This is a genomic window from Bacteroides nordii (genome assembly GCF_019930665.1).
Lineage (GTDB): Bacteria > Bacteroidota > Bacteroidia > Bacteroidales > Bacteroidaceae > Bacteroides > Bacteroides nordii.
Genome location: NZ_CP082886.1, coordinates 748605 through 765487, shown reverse-complemented (window position 1 = coordinate 765487; position 16883 = coordinate 748605). Strand labels below are relative to the sequence as shown.

At 39.8% G+C, this 16883-nt stretch carries 14 protein-coding genes and 1 pseudogene; 4 read left to right on the top strand and 11 right to left on the bottom strand.

Annotated elements, in window-relative coordinates; translation table 11 throughout:
• Positions 1 to 15: 15 nt before the first annotated feature.
• The 6 genes from K8P02_RS02960 to K8P02_RS02935 all read right to left on the bottom strand — a co-directional run bounded on the left by K8P02_RS02960 (position 16) and on the right by K8P02_RS02935 (position 3677).
• On the bottom strand, positions 16 to 1278 hold the full coding sequence (locus tag K8P02_RS02960) for a type II toxin-antitoxin system HipA family toxin (RefSeq protein WP_025867799.1): 1263 nt from the start codon (positions 1276 to 1278) through the stop codon (positions 16 to 18).
• Between the two features lie 3 nt (positions 1279 to 1281).
• Entirely contained in the window at positions 1282 to 1602 is a 321-nt protein-coding gene (locus K8P02_RS02955) for a helix-turn-helix domain-containing protein (protein WP_025867800.1), read from the bottom strand.
• Positions 1603 to 1747: 145 nt separating this feature from the next.
• The gene (locus tag K8P02_RS02950; RefSeq protein ID WP_081768148.1) at positions 1748 to 2023 is read right to left on the bottom strand and encodes a hypothetical protein; all 276 of its coding nucleotides are present in this window, start codon (positions 2021 to 2023) and stop codon (positions 1748 to 1750) included.
• An 87-nt stretch (positions 2024 to 2110) separates the two neighbouring features.
• On the bottom strand, positions 2111 to 3001 hold the full coding sequence (locus tag K8P02_RS02945) for a HipA domain-containing protein (RefSeq protein ID WP_044158396.1): 891 nt from the start codon (positions 2999 to 3001) through the stop codon (positions 2111 to 2113).
• 46 nt (positions 3002 to 3047) lie between these two features.
• Complete coding sequence (locus K8P02_RS02940; protein ID WP_127074735.1) at positions 3048 to 3386, bottom strand: HipA N-terminal domain-containing protein; 339 nt, start codon at positions 3384 to 3386, stop codon at positions 3048 to 3050.
• Between the two features lie 87 nt (positions 3387 to 3473).
• Positions 3474 to 3677, bottom strand: coding sequence for a helix-turn-helix transcriptional regulator (locus K8P02_RS02935; RefSeq protein WP_025867804.1), 204 nt, complete (start codon positions 3675 to 3677; stop codon positions 3474 to 3476).
• Positions 3678 to 4525: 848 nt separating this feature from the next.
• Between K8P02_RS02935 and K8P02_RS02930 the strand changes: the two genes are divergently transcribed.
• Positions 4526 to 5095 carry a YdeI/OmpD-associated family protein gene (locus K8P02_RS02930; protein ID WP_223381964.1) on the top strand — a complete coding sequence of 190 codons (570 nt, stop codon included), beginning with the start codon at positions 4526 to 4528 and terminating at the stop codon, positions 5093 to 5095.
• Between the two features lie 289 nt (positions 5096 to 5384).
• Here K8P02_RS02930 and K8P02_RS02925 read toward each other — a convergent pair whose 3' ends face one another.
• The gene (locus tag K8P02_RS02925) at positions 5385 to 6191 is read right to left on the bottom strand and encodes a TrmH family RNA methyltransferase (protein ID WP_002562108.1); all 807 of its coding nucleotides are present in this window, start codon (positions 6189 to 6191) and stop codon (positions 5385 to 5387) included.
• 54 nt (positions 6192 to 6245) lie between these two features.
• A complete protein-coding gene (locus K8P02_RS02920; RefSeq protein ID WP_025867806.1) occupies positions 6246 to 7280 on the bottom strand; it encodes an alcohol dehydrogenase in 1035 nt (344 codons plus the stop codon).
• A gap of 440 nt (positions 7281 to 7720) precedes the next feature.
• Between K8P02_RS02920 and K8P02_RS02915 the strand changes: the two genes are divergently transcribed.
• Entirely contained in the window at positions 7721 to 8725 is a 1005-nt protein-coding gene (locus K8P02_RS02915; RefSeq protein WP_002562111.1) for a beta-ketoacyl-ACP synthase III, read from the top strand.
• Positions 8726 to 8958: 233 nt separating this feature from the next.
• Here the strand turns inward: K8P02_RS02915 and K8P02_RS02910 are convergent, their stop codons facing one another.
• Positions 8959 to 10998, bottom strand: a complete 2040-nt coding sequence (locus tag K8P02_RS02910; protein ID WP_025867807.1) for a toxin-antitoxin system YwqK family antitoxin — start codon at positions 10996 to 10998, stop codon at positions 8959 to 8961.
• Positions 10999 to 11180: 182 nt separating this feature from the next.
• Positions 11181 to 11417: a YecH family metal-binding protein gene (locus tag K8P02_RS02905; RefSeq protein WP_002562113.1), complete on the bottom strand. Its 237-nt coding sequence runs from the start codon at positions 11415 to 11417 to the stop codon at positions 11181 to 11183.
• A gap of 232 nt (positions 11418 to 11649) precedes the next feature.
• Between K8P02_RS02905 and K8P02_RS02900 the strand changes: the two genes are divergently transcribed.
• Positions 11650 to 12600: a Dyp-type peroxidase gene (locus tag K8P02_RS02900; RefSeq protein ID WP_002562114.1), complete on the top strand. Its 951-nt coding sequence runs from the start codon at positions 11650 to 11652 to the stop codon at positions 12598 to 12600.
• Between the two features lie 192 nt (positions 12601 to 12792).
• Complete coding sequence (locus K8P02_RS02895) at positions 12793 to 13230, top strand: DUF6078 family protein (protein ID WP_002562115.1); 438 nt, start codon at positions 12793 to 12795, stop codon at positions 13228 to 13230.
• 450 nt (positions 13231 to 13680) lie between these two features.
• Here the strand turns inward: K8P02_RS02895 and K8P02_RS02890 are convergent.
• Positions 13681 to 16828: pseudogene (locus tag K8P02_RS02890) on the bottom strand (ATP-binding protein).
• Between the last annotated feature and the right edge of the window lie 55 nt (positions 16829 to 16883).

Sequence of the window (16883 nt, the reverse complement as noted above, 5' to 3'; positions counted from 1 at the left end):
TTTCTCCTTATCAAATTAAAGACTATCATATCGTTTATCCAACACTCCGGCAAACATATCCATCTCTCTCTTGGAAATACTCAATCGTGTTGCCAATTCGCACCATCCTTTTACCGCTTCAATCACCTCCGAAATAATCTTTTTTGCCGTTTTTCGATTAAGCATATAATCTTCGCAAGCATCCAGCAAAATACTCAGTTCAGCCTTATTGGAGCCTGATGAGACAAGCAGACTCTGATACTCATTCAAAGTAGGATTCATATCGTATGCAGGAGAAAGCGTCCAACCTTTTGCCGTTAAAAGAAAACCATGATTGCGGAAATGGTCATCGCTATTACCAATGCAGATATTGAAAGCTACACGGCGATAGAGTTCCTGCAGATTCTCTTCCACATTCGTACAGTTCTGGATTATGAAATCGACTATATCCAGATAGCCGTGTCCTGTAGTTGCATTATCGCCGTCATTAAGTCCCAATAAGGTCATGGCAGAAGCAAAGTGAATTCGTTTTCTCTCTTGGGTTCTATCGAAGCGTTGAGAAAGCAAAATGTGATATTTCTCTCCCGCTGCCAGTATTTTGGTTTTCGCAGCATTAATACCGGCTTTTGCAGCAAGAAGATGACTGAAATGCTCCCAAAGCCCTGCATCGTAATCATCTTTGCGAGAAGGAAACTTGGCTATATAAAGCGTTTTATCCGTGTCTATCACACTGGCTTTAGGCCTTGCACCTCCCAATGAAGAACCGGGCTGCACGAGTTGTGCAACCCATTTCCTGTCAGGCAGGACATTCCCCTCTTCGCTTTTCTCAATTTCCGCACTGGCTGCAATCAACTCCCTTATATCCGTCAGAGGTGGGATTTTCAACGACTCACTTACATTTATAAATCCTCCGTCTTTTGATTCCTTAAAACGGAAAGCACCCATTCGGGAAAAGTCATCAATACCGGTCAAAAAGTCGAAAGAAGACAGTCTCCGTACCGGTCGTTTCTCTTCCATCGCAGCAATCTGTTCACGTCGCAACAGCAGCGTTCGTCCCCAACGATCCGGCAAAGCATCCGAGAAACATCCGAATATATCTTTCTCTGGTTGCGTATATTGCTGTCCGGGATAATTATTGAGGTCATCACTCAGGAACAAATCCCCGTGTTTCTTCAACCATTCATCGCTGAAGGTAAAGCAATAGCTGTCCGAGCCACGAAGAGATTCATAACCTAACTCGCCAATGAGTTCTGTCTCCTTGAGCCAATCAAAATCGGCATAAACATATAGCGTCTTCATCGTTTACTCCTTTTTTGAGGCACGTTCCCTTGTCTTCAGACTCAAATCCTGCAAGGCTTTTCCCAATTTATCTTCTTTGGCCAGCCACAGAATATCATCGTCAAGCTGTAAAGCATACAGTACACGCAAGTAGATTCCGATTGCTACCGTCGGTGCGCCTTTCTCTATTCGGGACACAGTCAATGAAGAGCAGGTGGCACGTTCAGCCACCTGAGCCACACTCAGATTCCTGCGCAAGCGAGCCAGTTTAATCTGCTCTCCCACAACTGACATCTTCTGCTCCAATTTTCGGGGCAACTTAGTCCCCATTGTATTCTTTACCATATTAACTCATCATATAATATGCAAAGATATTGCTTTTTATCTATTTAATGATATATTGCGGACAAAAAATCACAAGATTAAAAGACACATAATAAAAACTGAACCTATGCAATTAATGCACAGATTCGGTTCCTTATCATTTAGCTCATTCCATTGATTCCCGAATAATCCGCCGAGTCTCTTTCTTATACTCCTTGCGATCATATTCAAATCCCCTGCACATCCAACAGCTACACGGAGTACCTGTAGTTTTGTAAACTTGCGCCCATCTGTCTTTTGCCAATTCAAACCAACGAGGATGTTCATAATAGCTTCCATCCTCTCGAATGATGCAATGACCATAAGCAGCATAAAGAATCATGCGAGCCTCAAACACACGAGCCATCTGTTGGCGTTTCCAAAATTTGTTTCTTTTGTCCATCGTCTCTTTCTATTAAAGTTAGGATGAACAATGATGTTATTTGGGTGAGATTTAATATATCCATATAGCATTGTGTATTTTACCGTTTTATAGTCTTTGTGCAAGCCTCGCAAGCCGTTCCTTCAACAATTCGTCATACCTTTCCTTTAATTCAGTGCAAAGGAAAGAGTTTTGAATGACGGTCTCAAATTTCGGCAATAGTTTGATATACTTATTTATCAGTCGTTCTACAATCACATTCTCTATCCCCAACGTGGCTGCCGACCTAATAAAATCCTCTCTTTGAAGCTTTTTCTTCCGACCATTCAAAGTTAATGCTAACTCTTCGTCATCCTTGGGATTGATGATAACCGCATTTAGCAAATCATAAGCAGGGGTTAGACGTATCTTATCAGCAGCTTCATACAAAGAGAAGTTTTTCAAGTGCATATCGTTATTCCCTGTCAGCCAAGAGAACAAGACCAACTCGAAGAAATTAGTGACATCCATTTTGGGCAAGGAAGAGTATTTCAATATAGTCTTGCCGATACGTTCATAACTACTTTTGTATTTATGTTCCGTTTGCCTTTCGGTCAGTTGACACATATCTTCCATCGCAATCTTCTCTCCGGTAGAAGTTCTGTCAATCCGGCGGGTAAGATAGCATAGCGTATCATCTGCCATCCGCATCAGCGTATGAGAAACTACCTCAATATGTGCCACCTCTGCAAGGTGCATGGTTAAATCCTCGACTTCAGGCATCATTTCATATTGCGAGGTCTGAGGCTTACAGATATAAGCGCCCCATAGACCGACAATAGTCAATCGTTTGCTGCCCTCATGTTCCTTCAAATGCAAGGATAATTTTGGCTGAACACCGGTTAAAGAGGTTTGGTCTTGAATGATTTGCAGAGCAAGCTGGTCAAGTTGTTCTGTCGTATAATCAAGAATAGGCAATGTTGCTGTCCCGAAAAACTTCTTTATGCAAGCTGTGTGCATATCCTTTTCCCCCTTTAAGAGCGGGCGATAACAATATAAGCAATTATTACACATGGCTTTCCTCCTTTTCTTCCATTGGAATGACGCTTACTGCTCCGATACAATCCTTGCAGCATGTCAGCAACAACGACATCCGGTCAAGAATGCTGATGTCTGTATTCCGCAATGCAACATCCAACAGCCATCCTTCAGGAATCAAACCGTCGAAAAATGGGAATAGCGCAGGACTTGTATATGCTTCCTCCTGTAAAGGCAATGTCAGGCTAACAGCCTTTGCCGTTTCTGAAGAGAGATATTCCGGCAAATAGCGAAACTCATATCCGGCATCGTTTTCTGTCAGAATACCAGCCAATTGGTCTTTGTAAAATATATGGGCTTGTCTCATTGATTATTAGGTTGAAATTTCTCTTCGTTCATTTACAATCACTCTCGCTTCGGCATAGTCAAAACAAGTTTTGCCTCTACTCTCGACTTAACCGTTTATTTTTTGAGTGGCAACCATTTCATAATTGAAAAAGTCAAGAAGCTGATTTACCTTATCAAGGCGTAGCGTTTCCTTTCCTTGCTCAAGGTCTCGCACAAAACGCAATCCCACTCCCGACTTCAACGAAAGTTCTTCTTGCGTCAGATTATATTGCTTTCGCAACATTTTGACCGTAGTAGAAAGATTATTCATAGCATTCAATGTTTAAAATCCAAGATTTTACAATAAAGGCTGCACCTCGGAATAAATCAAACAAGTTTGATTCTTCACTCAGTTTGCATTTTATTTATACCTTTTCGGGTACAAAGATAACATAAATATTCAACATTATATCAGTATGGGTATAATTTATTGTTTTATCTACGTGAATATATCAGATAAGGTATAAGTTACAGAGGTTTTGAGTTGCAAATTATGAAGGCTAAGACAAACATAACACAATGGTTATACACTTTTTCAAGCGAATTACAGCATAAATCACCGAAACCAACTTTACTTTATCCCCGTATTCATATATACGTGCATTAAAGTAAAACTAAAAGAGGGAGAAAAAGAGATGGCTTCTCCAAAACTGAGCCGAACCAGACCCTAACAGACTTTCTCTTTTGGCTGCTAAATAATCCGACACCATAACCCAAAAGTACAGCAAGATTCGTCCCTTGCCAAGCCACAAAAGGCAACCCCAAAATCCGTTGAAGAATCCGTAAATCCATCTCTGATTTTGCAGCCCCAATCGGCGAAATTATCCCCGATATGCCTTATCTTTGTGAAGCGGAGGTTTCGGGGCGAAAGAGAACGATTTTCCCCATTTTCCCTCTGTTTTGAGGTGGGCAACGAAGAAAAGTGTTAAATCTGCGATTTTTGGCGAAAAAACAAGTAATTTTTTGAGCAGTCTATCTTTTAAGCTGTAAACCACTGATAATCAACTGGCATAATATGCTGCATCGGAAAGTAAGAGGTGATTACCAACAATTAGCATAGACTACTATTGATTAATATGACAGCTAAGAAACTAACTACATTATCACATATCCCTTGTTATGACAGCTGAGAATAAAATAAAGTATTTTGAGAATCGAAAAGATTGGCGAAAGTGGCTTATCGAAAACTTCGATACTGCCAATGAAATATGGTTTGTATTTCCCAGTAAATCTTCAGGTAAAAAAAGTGTTACATACAATGATGCTGTTGAAGAAGCCCTTTGTTTCGAATGGATTGACAGTACAATAAAGTCGTTTGACAAAGAACATAAAATTCAGCATTTCACGCCTCGAAATCCTAAAAGCACATACTCACAAGCCAACAAAGAGAGACTCAGGTGGTTGATGGAAAACAGGATGATACATCCCAAATTTGAGGATAAGATACGAAAGGTATTGTCCGAACCATTTATATTTCCCAATGATATAATGGATAAGCTGAGAGAAGATAAAGGATTATGGCAAAATTACCAACGTTGTTCCGATGCATACAAACGTATCCGCATCGCATACATTGAAGCGGCGAGAAAACGACCGGAAGAATTTGAAAGGCGATTACACAACTTCATCGATAAGACGAAAGATAACAAAAGAATTACAGGATTCGGAGGAATTGATAAATACTATTAAATCCAAACAAAATGTCAGCATAGAAATTAGACCAATAGTCACAAAAATGCGATCACTTTATACGTGGTTGCATTTTTGTGATGTAACCTATTAGTATATAGCAATAATCACTACCAATGAGTTATCCAATAGCTATATTCAGGTGACTAATTTCACCGTAAATAATCTATTCCCCTCTTATAAGAAAGGCAATCAGTAAAGTATAGCTATTTGATTACTATCCCATTTACAATAGTAATAATTTGTATCATCAGCAAATAATCAGAGATAACTTTGGAATGTACTAATCTCAAAATTGTGGAGCACGAAGCTGCCAGAAAGCTACAGCAGCCGCAGCGGCTACATTGAGCGAATCAACACCACGCGCCATGGGGATACGAACTACGTAGTCAGCCTCAGCAATCGTTTCACTCGAAAGCCCCTCCCCTTCGTTACCCATCACGATAGCCAATTTGGATTCACTCATCAAAGCAGGGTTATCAATGGAGATAGAGTCATCCGTAAGTGCCATAGCAGCCGTACGGAAGCCCCATTTTCGTAAGTCACTGAGAGGACCATCCATCCAAGTCCATGGCACAAAGAAGACGGCTCCCATAGACACCCTGACCACACGGCGGTTCAACGGGTCGCAGGAATTACGCGTTAGTAATACAGCATCAATTCCAAGAGCAGCTGCCGAACGGAAGATAGCGCCAATGTTAACTGCATCGACAACACTGTCAATTACAACAATACGCCGGGCTTCCCGGCATACTTCTTCCATACTACGTGGAGCAGGGCGACGCATGGCACAGAGAACGCCACGTGTCAGGACATAACCGGTCAGCGTAGCAAGCAATTCTCTGCTACCGGTATAGACAGGCACATTATCACAACGTTCAATAATTTCAGCAGCATCACCGACAATATGTTTGTGTTCACACAAAATGGCTAAAGGTTCATAGCCGGTATCCAAAGCTCTCTTGATAACCTTCGGACTTTCTACTATAAAAATCCCCTTATCAGGCTCGGTTCGATTGCGCAACTGGGTTTCAGTAAGAGTACTGAATACCTCAACTCCCGGATGAGATAAAGATGATATTTCGATAACAGGCATATTATTGCTTATAATTTTGAATTAAACATGCAATCGCTTCATTCACAAAACGATTCATTTATAAATGGCTACCTTAATAACTCCGTCCAACTTATTTTCAAATATACGATAGGCTTCCTCAATCTCCTTCAACGGAAATCTATGCGTAATAAGAGGGGTTGTATCTATCTTACCTTCCTCAATCAGATTAAGAATCTCGGCGCAGTCGCAGCCATCCACTCCACCTGTTTTAATAATCAAGTTCTTGCCATACATATCGGGCAAAGGAAGAAATTGAGGTTTATCATAAAGAGCTACGATAGTAACAATGGCATTGGGACGGGCACACTCCCACGCCAAGCGGAAAGTATCTTCACTACCAGCCACCTCTAATACAACATCAGCCCCACCATGGTCACTGTTTTGAATCACAAAGTCCTTGCAGCTTTCTGATTCCACCACCAATACATCAGGATAATGTTCACGCACGAACCGGATTCTTTCCGGAGACTTTTCACAGACAATAATACGCCGCGGCTTCTTCAACATCACACACAATAAAGTACAGATTCCGGTAGGACCGCCGCCAATGATAAGAACAGTATCGTCCTCGGAAATCTCTGAGATACGGGTTGCCCAAAAACCTGTTGCAAGCACATCGCCAACAAACAAAGCCTGTTCATCACTGACTGTATCAGGAATACGGTTTAGCCCTTGGTCTGCATAAGGAACTCTGACATATTCTGCCTGACCGCCGTCAATGCGACAACCTAAAGCCCAACCGCCATTGGAGTCGATGCAGTTGTTAACATATCCCCGCTTGCAAAAGAAACATTCTCCGCAGAAAGTCTCGACATTCACAGTTACTCTATCTCCGGGCTTGACTGAAGTGACGTCAGCTCCCACCTCTTCTACGACACCCACCATCTCGTGCCCAACTGTTGTTCCGGGAATAGCACGCGGCACACTGCCATGTTTGATATGGAGGTCACTGGTACAAATGCTACCGAGAGTCACTCGTATGATTGCATCCCGTGAATTTATTATTTCCGGTTTTGGCTTCTCCCGCAATTCAAATTTTCCATGTTCAACGTATGTGTAGGCAAGCATAATATCCTTTTCATTAATTAATAGTTCCATTCCATTGCAAAGATAGTGATTTCACAGTAAAACATCGACCTTATATCACAGTCAATAACATCAAATGGATCACTCACTTCCAACTATCATACCACCCCTATTCCAATCAGATGACATTTAGTAAAAGATTACAATCTCACCGAATATGATTCTATATCCATCATCATACAACAAAGAAAGATGAACCGGAAAGAAACTATATCCGGTAATTATAGCGATACAAATAGAATGCTGCCAAACCAAAGTAAGCAGTCTCAGCTATTTAGTTAAAATTTGGTCAAAGTTTCCTTCGCAATGATAAAACAATAGAGCGTTTATTGGGCTACTATTGGAAAGTCTCCTCTTTTCTGTATATTTACGCCCTTATTTTTAGAGCAAACCTATTCAAAACCTACTAAACAATAAAACCGATGCAGAAAATAAACGCAGTAGTCACGGGAGTCGGCGGATATGTGCCTGATTATATCTTAACTAATGATGAAATTTCTAAGATGGTAGATACTACCGACGAATGGATTATGGGACGCATTGGTATAAAAGAAAGGCATATATTAAGAGAAGAAGGACTTGGAACTTCATATATGGCTCGCAAAGCTGTAAAACAATTGATGCGACGTACCCAATCTCACCCGGATGATATTGATCTGGTGATTGTGGCTACTACCACTCCTGATTATCGCTTACCTTCAACTGCCTCCATATTATGTGATAAACTGGAACTGAAGAATGCTTTTGCCTTTGATGTGCAGGCTGTTTGCAGCGGATTCCTTTATGCATTGGAAACCGGAGCGAATTTTATACGTTCGGGAATATACAAAAAGGTTATTATAGTAGGAGCTGATAAAATGTCGTCGATAGTAGATTATACGGATCGTGCAACCTGCCCGATCTTTGCCGACGGTGCAGCCGCCTTTATGCTTGAGCCAACCACTGAGGAGTTGGGTGTTATAGATTCTGTTTTGAGAACAGATGGCAAAGGATTGCCTTTTCTACACATTAAAGCAGGTGGATCCGTATGTGCCTCCTCCTATTATACGTTGGATAGTCATATGCACTATATCTATCAGGAAGGACGTACGGTATTCAAATATGCCGTAGCAAATATGTCGGATGCCTGTGAAGCGATTATTACAAGAAACAACCTGAACAAAGATGACATCGATTGGGTGATCCCACATCAAGCCAATCAGCGCATAATAAGTGCTGTTACACAACGCCTGGATGTGCCGGAAGAGAAAGTTATGGTTAATATAGAGCGCTATGGTAATACAAGTGCCGGAACACTTCCTCTTTGTATCTGGGATTATGAAAATAAACTCAAAAAAGGTGATAATCTGATTTTTACAGCATTCGGAGCAGGCTTTGCCTGGGGAGCCATTTATGTTAAGTGGGGATATGACGGCGAAAAGAGATAATCTAACGTTATTTAAGGCCGTCTCTAACTGATCAAAAATGAACTAAACTCACCACAGAGTTTCATAGAATTCACAAAGTACTATTTATCTGATGAAACGCGGATTAACACAAATGAACGCAGATTAAAAGACTGTAGTTCTTTATCTTTGATTTGTTTCCCTTTGCAAAAATCTGCGTTCATCTGCGTTTCGATAAAAATTTAAAACTCTGTATTACTTTGTAGTGAAATCATTCAATATTTCTCTTTACGTTCAAATTCACCTTCTTCGGTATAATATTTCCATGTACCTTTGGGTTGATTATTTGCATATTTCCCCCGGAATTTCAGCTTACCATTTTCATAATATTCACGGTAACGCCCATGCCGTTTTCCTTCCTTGACTTCCGCTTCACTTTTCAATGCACCGTCGGGATAAAATTCCCGCAAGATATTTCCTTCAAACTTCTCGACATAAAAACGTTTTAGCTCGCTCATCTGTTCTTTCTCAGTATCAGCATCTTCATTCATTTCTTCGTCTTCTTCATCGGTGACAACTGCAACGACCTCTTCGGGTTGATAGGGTTTATAGTCCATCACATATTGCAGAGAGGCCGATTGGCTATTCCCTACAATCTGCATAGACCAGCAAGGAAACGAAAACAAAACATCTTTATTAGCCTGTATCTCATTCCATGTAGCAGCATTCATCATCGGTTTCAACTGAGAATAGAATTTATGTACATCCGTATATAGAAATATGGTAGAATTTGAACTCAAATACGAAAGCGCATTTTTAAATCCCGGATTATTTTTCAGTAAATTCTTTTGTTCGTAATCCTCTACAAAGGAAAGCAAAGATGAAGCCTTGTTACTGAAAACAACATAATCGTCTACATACGTATAATATGGCTTTTCAAATTTATCAAATAATCCTCCAAAAAACAATCGGAAGAAACCTTTCATTTCCACATAGTTAATCTCAAAATCTTTATAATTAACTGTTTTAATCTTAACCGGAGTACGCCGCTTGATCTTCTTTTCAATAAACTCCATGTTCTTACGGGCATCTTTCATGTTTTTAGCTCGGATGGCCAAAATTAATTCCGGTTCGTACCCCAACAACCCTGGCTCGGATTGGGTGATAACAAACTCTCCGGACATCCAACTCAGAAAATTCTCTTCCAAAGAGATACCAAACAATCCTTCTATCTTTTTACGGGAGCTTTCATAGGAACTATACAATTGCTTATCATGGAGAGAAAGGGCGTTTTCCAACTCCTGAACAAAGGTTACAGGGTTGTTGAAACCAATATTAGTATAAAGAGCCGTTCGCCCGGACAGAATTTCATGCGCTTTCATTTTGTGCTTTCCCGAATTCAGCAAAGCAGTAACATAAGGATCGGCCGTGTCTTTTCGAAACGTGTATCCTTTCACTTCCATCCGATCTTTATCCGTATTAAAAAAGAGTCCCGCAAAATTCATCGAGTTACTGAACATATCAACATACTCATTTTTGGCCCCCAGATAAATATTCATAAATTGTGGCAGATGTGCATAGTTTACAAAAACTCGGATAAGCCCTTTACCGGAAACCAGCTTTTCTGCTTCAATAAAAGCATGATCGAGTCCTATTTTAGGTTTACTGCGTGAATCGATGGCCGATTCAACAAGTCCGGACGTATAAGAAGCCACAAAATGATTATCTACAAAAGCACAATAAAAAATATCACGCGTATCCGGATCACGCATTTCGAGAATATTAATGCCACTGTATTGCCGGTTAGTAACCATATTGCCCGCCATTGCCAACACCGTTTCAATCTGATCTTTTAATAAATCCATTTTGGATGCTTTCTGCATATCCAATATGATCAGGAAATCCCAGTCGGTTGCACGAACTTTATGAAGTGAAATAAGCATATCCCGTTTACCCACAAGTGACAACAATACCTTATTGCTTTTAACTATTGAATCAAGCATTTCGACACTCTTTGTGACCTCTTCAAAAGATTTTGCTTTCTTCAGACATTTCCATGTTTCGCTTCCGCTGAATTTTTCCCAGTCGTTTACCGGAGCTGATGATTGAATAATAAACGCAGCATCTTCCGGAACCAGGTAGATTTGCTGAATATTATGATCGGGTGAGACAAACAGATGAACTATAGAATATGCAATATATACTACCAACGCCAATCCTACCGTAACTAAAGTTCTTTTTACGATTTTTTGCGTGTTCTTTTTCTTTTTGGGTTCAGAATATTGTTCTTGCTGCCCGTTGTCCAATTCATTCATTATTAATATATTATTGACTTGATCGGGCAAAACTACTAAAAAAAGATGAAATTATAGATACAGAAATACCGGGAAAACAATGTACATTTCAAAATTTTCCCGATATTTACATTACATGAGTTCAGTGACTCAGAGATTGCGAAAGTATATAAAGTATATTTGGAATATTACTTTAATAAAGACTATTTATGATCGCAGACCTTACTTATATCGACTGTGAAACCATCTTCGGAAGGCATAAATTTGCCTTTTCTTTTAAGAAATTCTATCAATTCGTCTATATTCATATTGTCAGCAGAACAAGCGTAAAAATGTTGGTCTTTGCCAAACTTATTAATAATGGCTTCTTTTAAAGTGATTTCCGAATAACTGTTGCCTTCCATCATATGGAGGACTTCATGAGCATGTAACTGTTCCATAACTAATTTATTTTTGGGCAAAGATAACAGGATACATAGCTTAAAAGTAGTAACCTATGTTACAAAACCCAATATAAGTGAAGCTAAATAGTATTTTTTAAGATTATAAGTACAGTTCTACCGATTTATAAGTTACCCAATAAGTAGAACAAACTTGCAACTATGGAGTTATATTAAATAAAACAGCTGTATCAAAATCAACTACAATAATAATAACTAATTAAAAAGAAGTATGAACACATATCAAAATTCATTTGATGGAAATATCCCGCAGGATGTAACTGCAAGGCCGGGAGAGAACGCTATATTCATTGTCTACAGTCTAAAACACTCGGCAGATACATTCGAAAAAGTAAAAGATGTATGTGCCAACTTTTCTGCAATGATACGCAGCATGCGCAATCGTTTCCCTGATATGCAATTCAGTTGTACGATAGGTTTCGGAGCTGATGCATGGAGCCAATTATTTCCCAAAAAAGCCAAACCAAAAGAATTGAGTACCTTCAAAGAAATAAAAGGGGATAAATATACAGCTGTATCTACTCCCGGAGATATATTACTGCATATCCGGGCCAGACAAATGGGGTTGTGCTTTGAATTTGCCTCTATTATTGATGAAAAACTGAAAGGAGTTGTCGAATCTGTTGACGAAACTCATGGGTTCAGATACATGGACGGAAAAGCAATTATTGGTTTTGTAGATGGTACGGAATCTCCTGCCGTAGATGAAAATCCCTACTATTTTGCAGCTATTGGCAATGAAGATCCTGATTTTGCAGGAGGTAGCTACGTGTTTGTTCAAAAGTACATTCATGATATGGTTGCCTGGAATGCACTCCCGGTAGAAGCACAGGAAAAGGTTATCGGCCGCCACAAGTTCAATGATGTTGAATTGTCGGACGAGGAAAAACCGGAGAATGCCCACAATGCAGTTACTAACATTGGAGACGATTTGAAAATAGTACGAGCCAATATGCCATTTGCCAATACCTCAAAAGGAGAATACGGAACCTACTTTATCGGTTACGCCAGTACGTTCAGTACTACCAGGAAGATGCTGGAAAACATGTTTATAGGCAGTCCTGTTGGCAACACAGACCGCCTGTTGGATTTCAGTACACCGGTAACAGGGACACTCTTTTTTGCTCCCTCATACGATCTACTTTCCGAACTTGGCGAGTAATCATTCCGTCATTATTGATTTTGGAATAAGAACAAAGAGGATATTTAGTAAAAAAATATCCTCTTTGTTCTTTATAATACCGTCCTATTGTTTTATTCACAATGATTCTCTGTCAGTCCTTTGTAGTTATAGAACTTTTGAGTACCTTTGTTAAGAAAGTCACTCAAATAAATTTACCTATCAAGAATATATATGAAAACCAATTTTGATTACAACTCAGTGCCTGACAACTTTACCCATTGCCTCAATAAGCAATGCTCACATGCAGCAGACTGTCTGCGCCATCAAGTAGCGCTCCATATTCCGTCTGAACGGGATACTATCAACATCGTGAATCCGGTATATGCCGCTGCTAACGGTGGAGAAAACTGTTCTTTTTTTAAGGTGGACCAGCTATTACGCTACGCATCAGGTATCATGCATTTACTGGATAAAATTCCGCATAGCGATGCAATTGTCATCAAACAGCAGATGCTTGAACACTTCGGACGAAATGCTTATTACCGCTTCAGACGCAAAGAACAGCTTATCACTCCTTCCGAACAAAAATACATCCGGCAGTTATTCCGCAAAAAAGGGATAACGGATGAACCCATATACGATGAATACGTAGAACGATATGAATGGTAAAACGAAGTTTATTCTCAACCTATATGAAACAAGTGTTTCAACCTATTGAGAAAAGTTTCTCAATAGGTTGAGAATAAATTCTCAATACGTTGAAACTATTTTCTCAACGTATTGAAACAGAATGAAACACTTTAGAAGTCCCTTAATGATATCTATTCATTGACAGTAGGAAAGGTAACCTTGAGAGAGCCCGGAAAATATAGCAAGCCAACGCAAGTACAACCAGACAGAATAAACAGATTCAGCCAATCATGAAACAGAAGAGAAAAGGGGATTCATGACTGGAGAAACCAAAGGAATCGGCCGGACTATTATAATAGCATCCTGTATTACAAAAAGTTACCATACGGGATAAAAAAATAAAGCGACAGGACAAAAAGCTGGAGTGACCTCTTATCAAACTGATATAACATGTTTCTTATGTTTTGAAGTGATCAACAGAACTCTCTGTTACAATAGTACAATTCTTTTCTGCATTATATCTTTTTATCTGTGCGCGTAACTGACGGGCATTTATCGGTTTGGGCATATATCCGTCGAAACCACTTTCCATCACACGTTGTTCATCCGAAGCATATGCAAATGCAGTAATAGCAATGATAGGCACTTTGGCCGAATATTTACGAATCTCCTGTGCAGCTTCATAGCCATCCATCACAGGCATATTGATATCCATCAGTATGATTTGCGGATCTTCTTTTCTAAACAAATCCACCGCCTCTTGTCCGTCCCAAGCATGAATCAACTGATAGTCATTCTTCAGAATCGATTCAAAAAGTTTGTAATTACTATCATTATCTTCGGCAATCAGGATAGACAGTTTATCCTTTTCCACAGATATGGGCTGGTATTCTTTCTTTTCGCTTAGTTCTTCCTGCCCCGCAGGCTTATAGGGCAATGTAAACCAGAAAGTAGACCCATTACCTTCTTCCGATTCAACACCAATACAACCTCCCATATGATTTACCAATGTCTGGCAGATAGACAACCCCAGTCCTGTTCCCTGTGCAAAATTATTCAGCTTCACGAAACGCCCGAAAATACTCTCCTGCTTATCTTTGGGAATACCACATCCTGTATCGGACACATAGAAGTATAACTCTTTCCCCTGCAATTCATAGCCAAAGCGAACGCTCCCTTCCGATGTGAATTTTATCGCATTTGTTATCAGATTGATTAGCAATTGTGAAAGCCTGTTTTTCTCTATATGAACAGGGCATATATCCAATGACGGTACAAACTCCAGACGAACGGCATCCGACTTTAGCTTCAGCTGCAATACACTCTCCTTCATCACACTATTCAGTTCTACATTAGAATAATGAAACTCTAATGTTCCTGCTTCTATCTTCGACAAATCCAGAATATCACTGATAAGCTGTAGCAACAGCTCATTATTATTCTCAATAATGCTGACATACTCTTGCTTTTCCTGTTCTTCTTCCGTAGAAGCCAGTATTCCCGAAAAACCTACAATTGCATTCAGCGGAGTACGGATTTCATGGCTCATATTGGCAAGGAAAGCAGATTTCAGGCGATTGGACTCTTCGGCACGATCTTTCGCAGTAGTCAGTTCCAACTCCATCTTCTTACGATTGGTGATGACTTGTGAAGAACCGATCAGTGTGACCGGATTTCCTTCTTCATCACGTTCCTGCACGGCTGCCTGTGCCTCCACCCAATCTATCTTGTGCACATGGTTTTCTACATTTACCACCCTATACTCCTCTTTCACTTTATCCGATTTACCTTCTATCAGATCGTGATATGCCTGTTCTACCCTCTTACGGTCCTTTTTATATATCTTTGAGAAATATTGTGAGTCGGGTACTGCCAACTGCTCTTCAGCCACATCACCTCCCACTGTACTCAATTCTATCGGCCTGTTGATATCACATAGAATAGTTTTACTTATCAAATCCCACTTCCAGGGAACAATATTCGCCACATCAAGTGCCATCGCCAACTTATTGTTTGTAGTGCTCAACTTCTGCTGTGCTTTATGCAAATCCGTACTATCCATGCAAAACACATCAATTATCCCGGAAGTACGGGTCCCTTTCAGCACCACATCATAAAATGTATCGATCTTCTTAAAATAATAAGGGAATGTAATTGCCCTGTTCTCAGCCAGTGCCTTCTGAGTAAAATGTAAAAACTCGGGGAGCGATTCCGGAAACAGTTCACTTGCCTTCTTACCAACCGCATCTTCCCTGCGAAAGAAGTTATTTTCAAAATGAGAATTTACATTCCGATATATCATATCAACCGGGATACCAGCCTTATTCAACACCAGTTCTTCCTGCATATAGAGTATAGGCATATTATTTACCAAATTCTTATAATCGGCCATTGTATCTATTTCTTTTTGCTGAATCTCCCTGAGCCTTTTTAATGTACGGATACGGAATGTAAAAAACAAAACAAGCATAAGAATACAAAATGAAGCACCCAGAATGAAGTAATGGTATTGCTCCCAAAAAGTAAGTGGTTTATTCAGAAAGCGTGTGTTTTCGGGACACAAAGAAGGCGATATATCCTTTCGCAGTAAGGCTTTGTAATTAATAACCGGCATACCATCTGCAGAACGGTAAAAAGGAATATCACGCGGTTGTCTGCCCTCAAGCACTTCTGACAAAATACGTATAAGCTCTTTATCATAACACTCCCAGTCATGTACATAACCACCAACCATTCCTCCATCAGTAGTAACACCAACAGTATTAAGAACAAACAAAGGAGCAGACACTGTAGTGATCACTTTATAGGCATTTGTAACAAGCGAAGTATTACCTGCAAATGTGCGTTTATAATACCATGAAGAAAACAATATTCCAGTAGTTTTTGCATCAACGCGATACAACGAATCAATTAACAGATTTATAGGCAGTATCTGAGGAGATAAATATTCATACTCAACATGAGGATATTTCTTTCTTATAATCTCTCTGACTTCAGCCTCATTGGTCACATTAATAAAACGTTCATCTCCTATAAAAATAAACTTTTTCATATCAGGAGTCATTTGAGATATCAGCTCCACATTTTTTTTTATATACAAATCCGAATACAAAAGCACTAAATTATACGGATCTGCCAACTCAGTCATGGGGATACGTTCCGCCTGTGGAATTACTTCCTTATGAAGATAATATTCGTCGGGGCCTGTATAATCTTTTTCAGCACAAAGCACCATCGGGATATCTCCCCACACCCTTTTAAAATCCTCTTTCAGCAATAAAGCAGGATCACCCAACAACAGTAGCAGACGCGGAGGATAAGCACCATATCTTTCAAAAAGCGCCGATTTGAATTCTTCCAGATCAGCCGCATCATCGTCTATCAGCATCATATTCATATGCTCGGTATAAACAGCCAATTGAGGATCTTCTGCCACAAAGCGAGTGATTGTCGAAATCATACGACTACTCCAGGAGGTTGCTTCAGCGTATGCATTGATAACAAGAATATAACCTTTCTGGTAAGTTGTATCGTTCTGAGCAACTACTAAATTTACAGATAACAGGCATAAAAAAAGAAAAAAACATCGTTTGATTACGACCACGGGAAAAGATTTAATACAAGAAATGAGACTCATAAGAAATTAATATATCAGTTTGCCAGCTTATGCAACGGTAAAATTATCAAAAAAG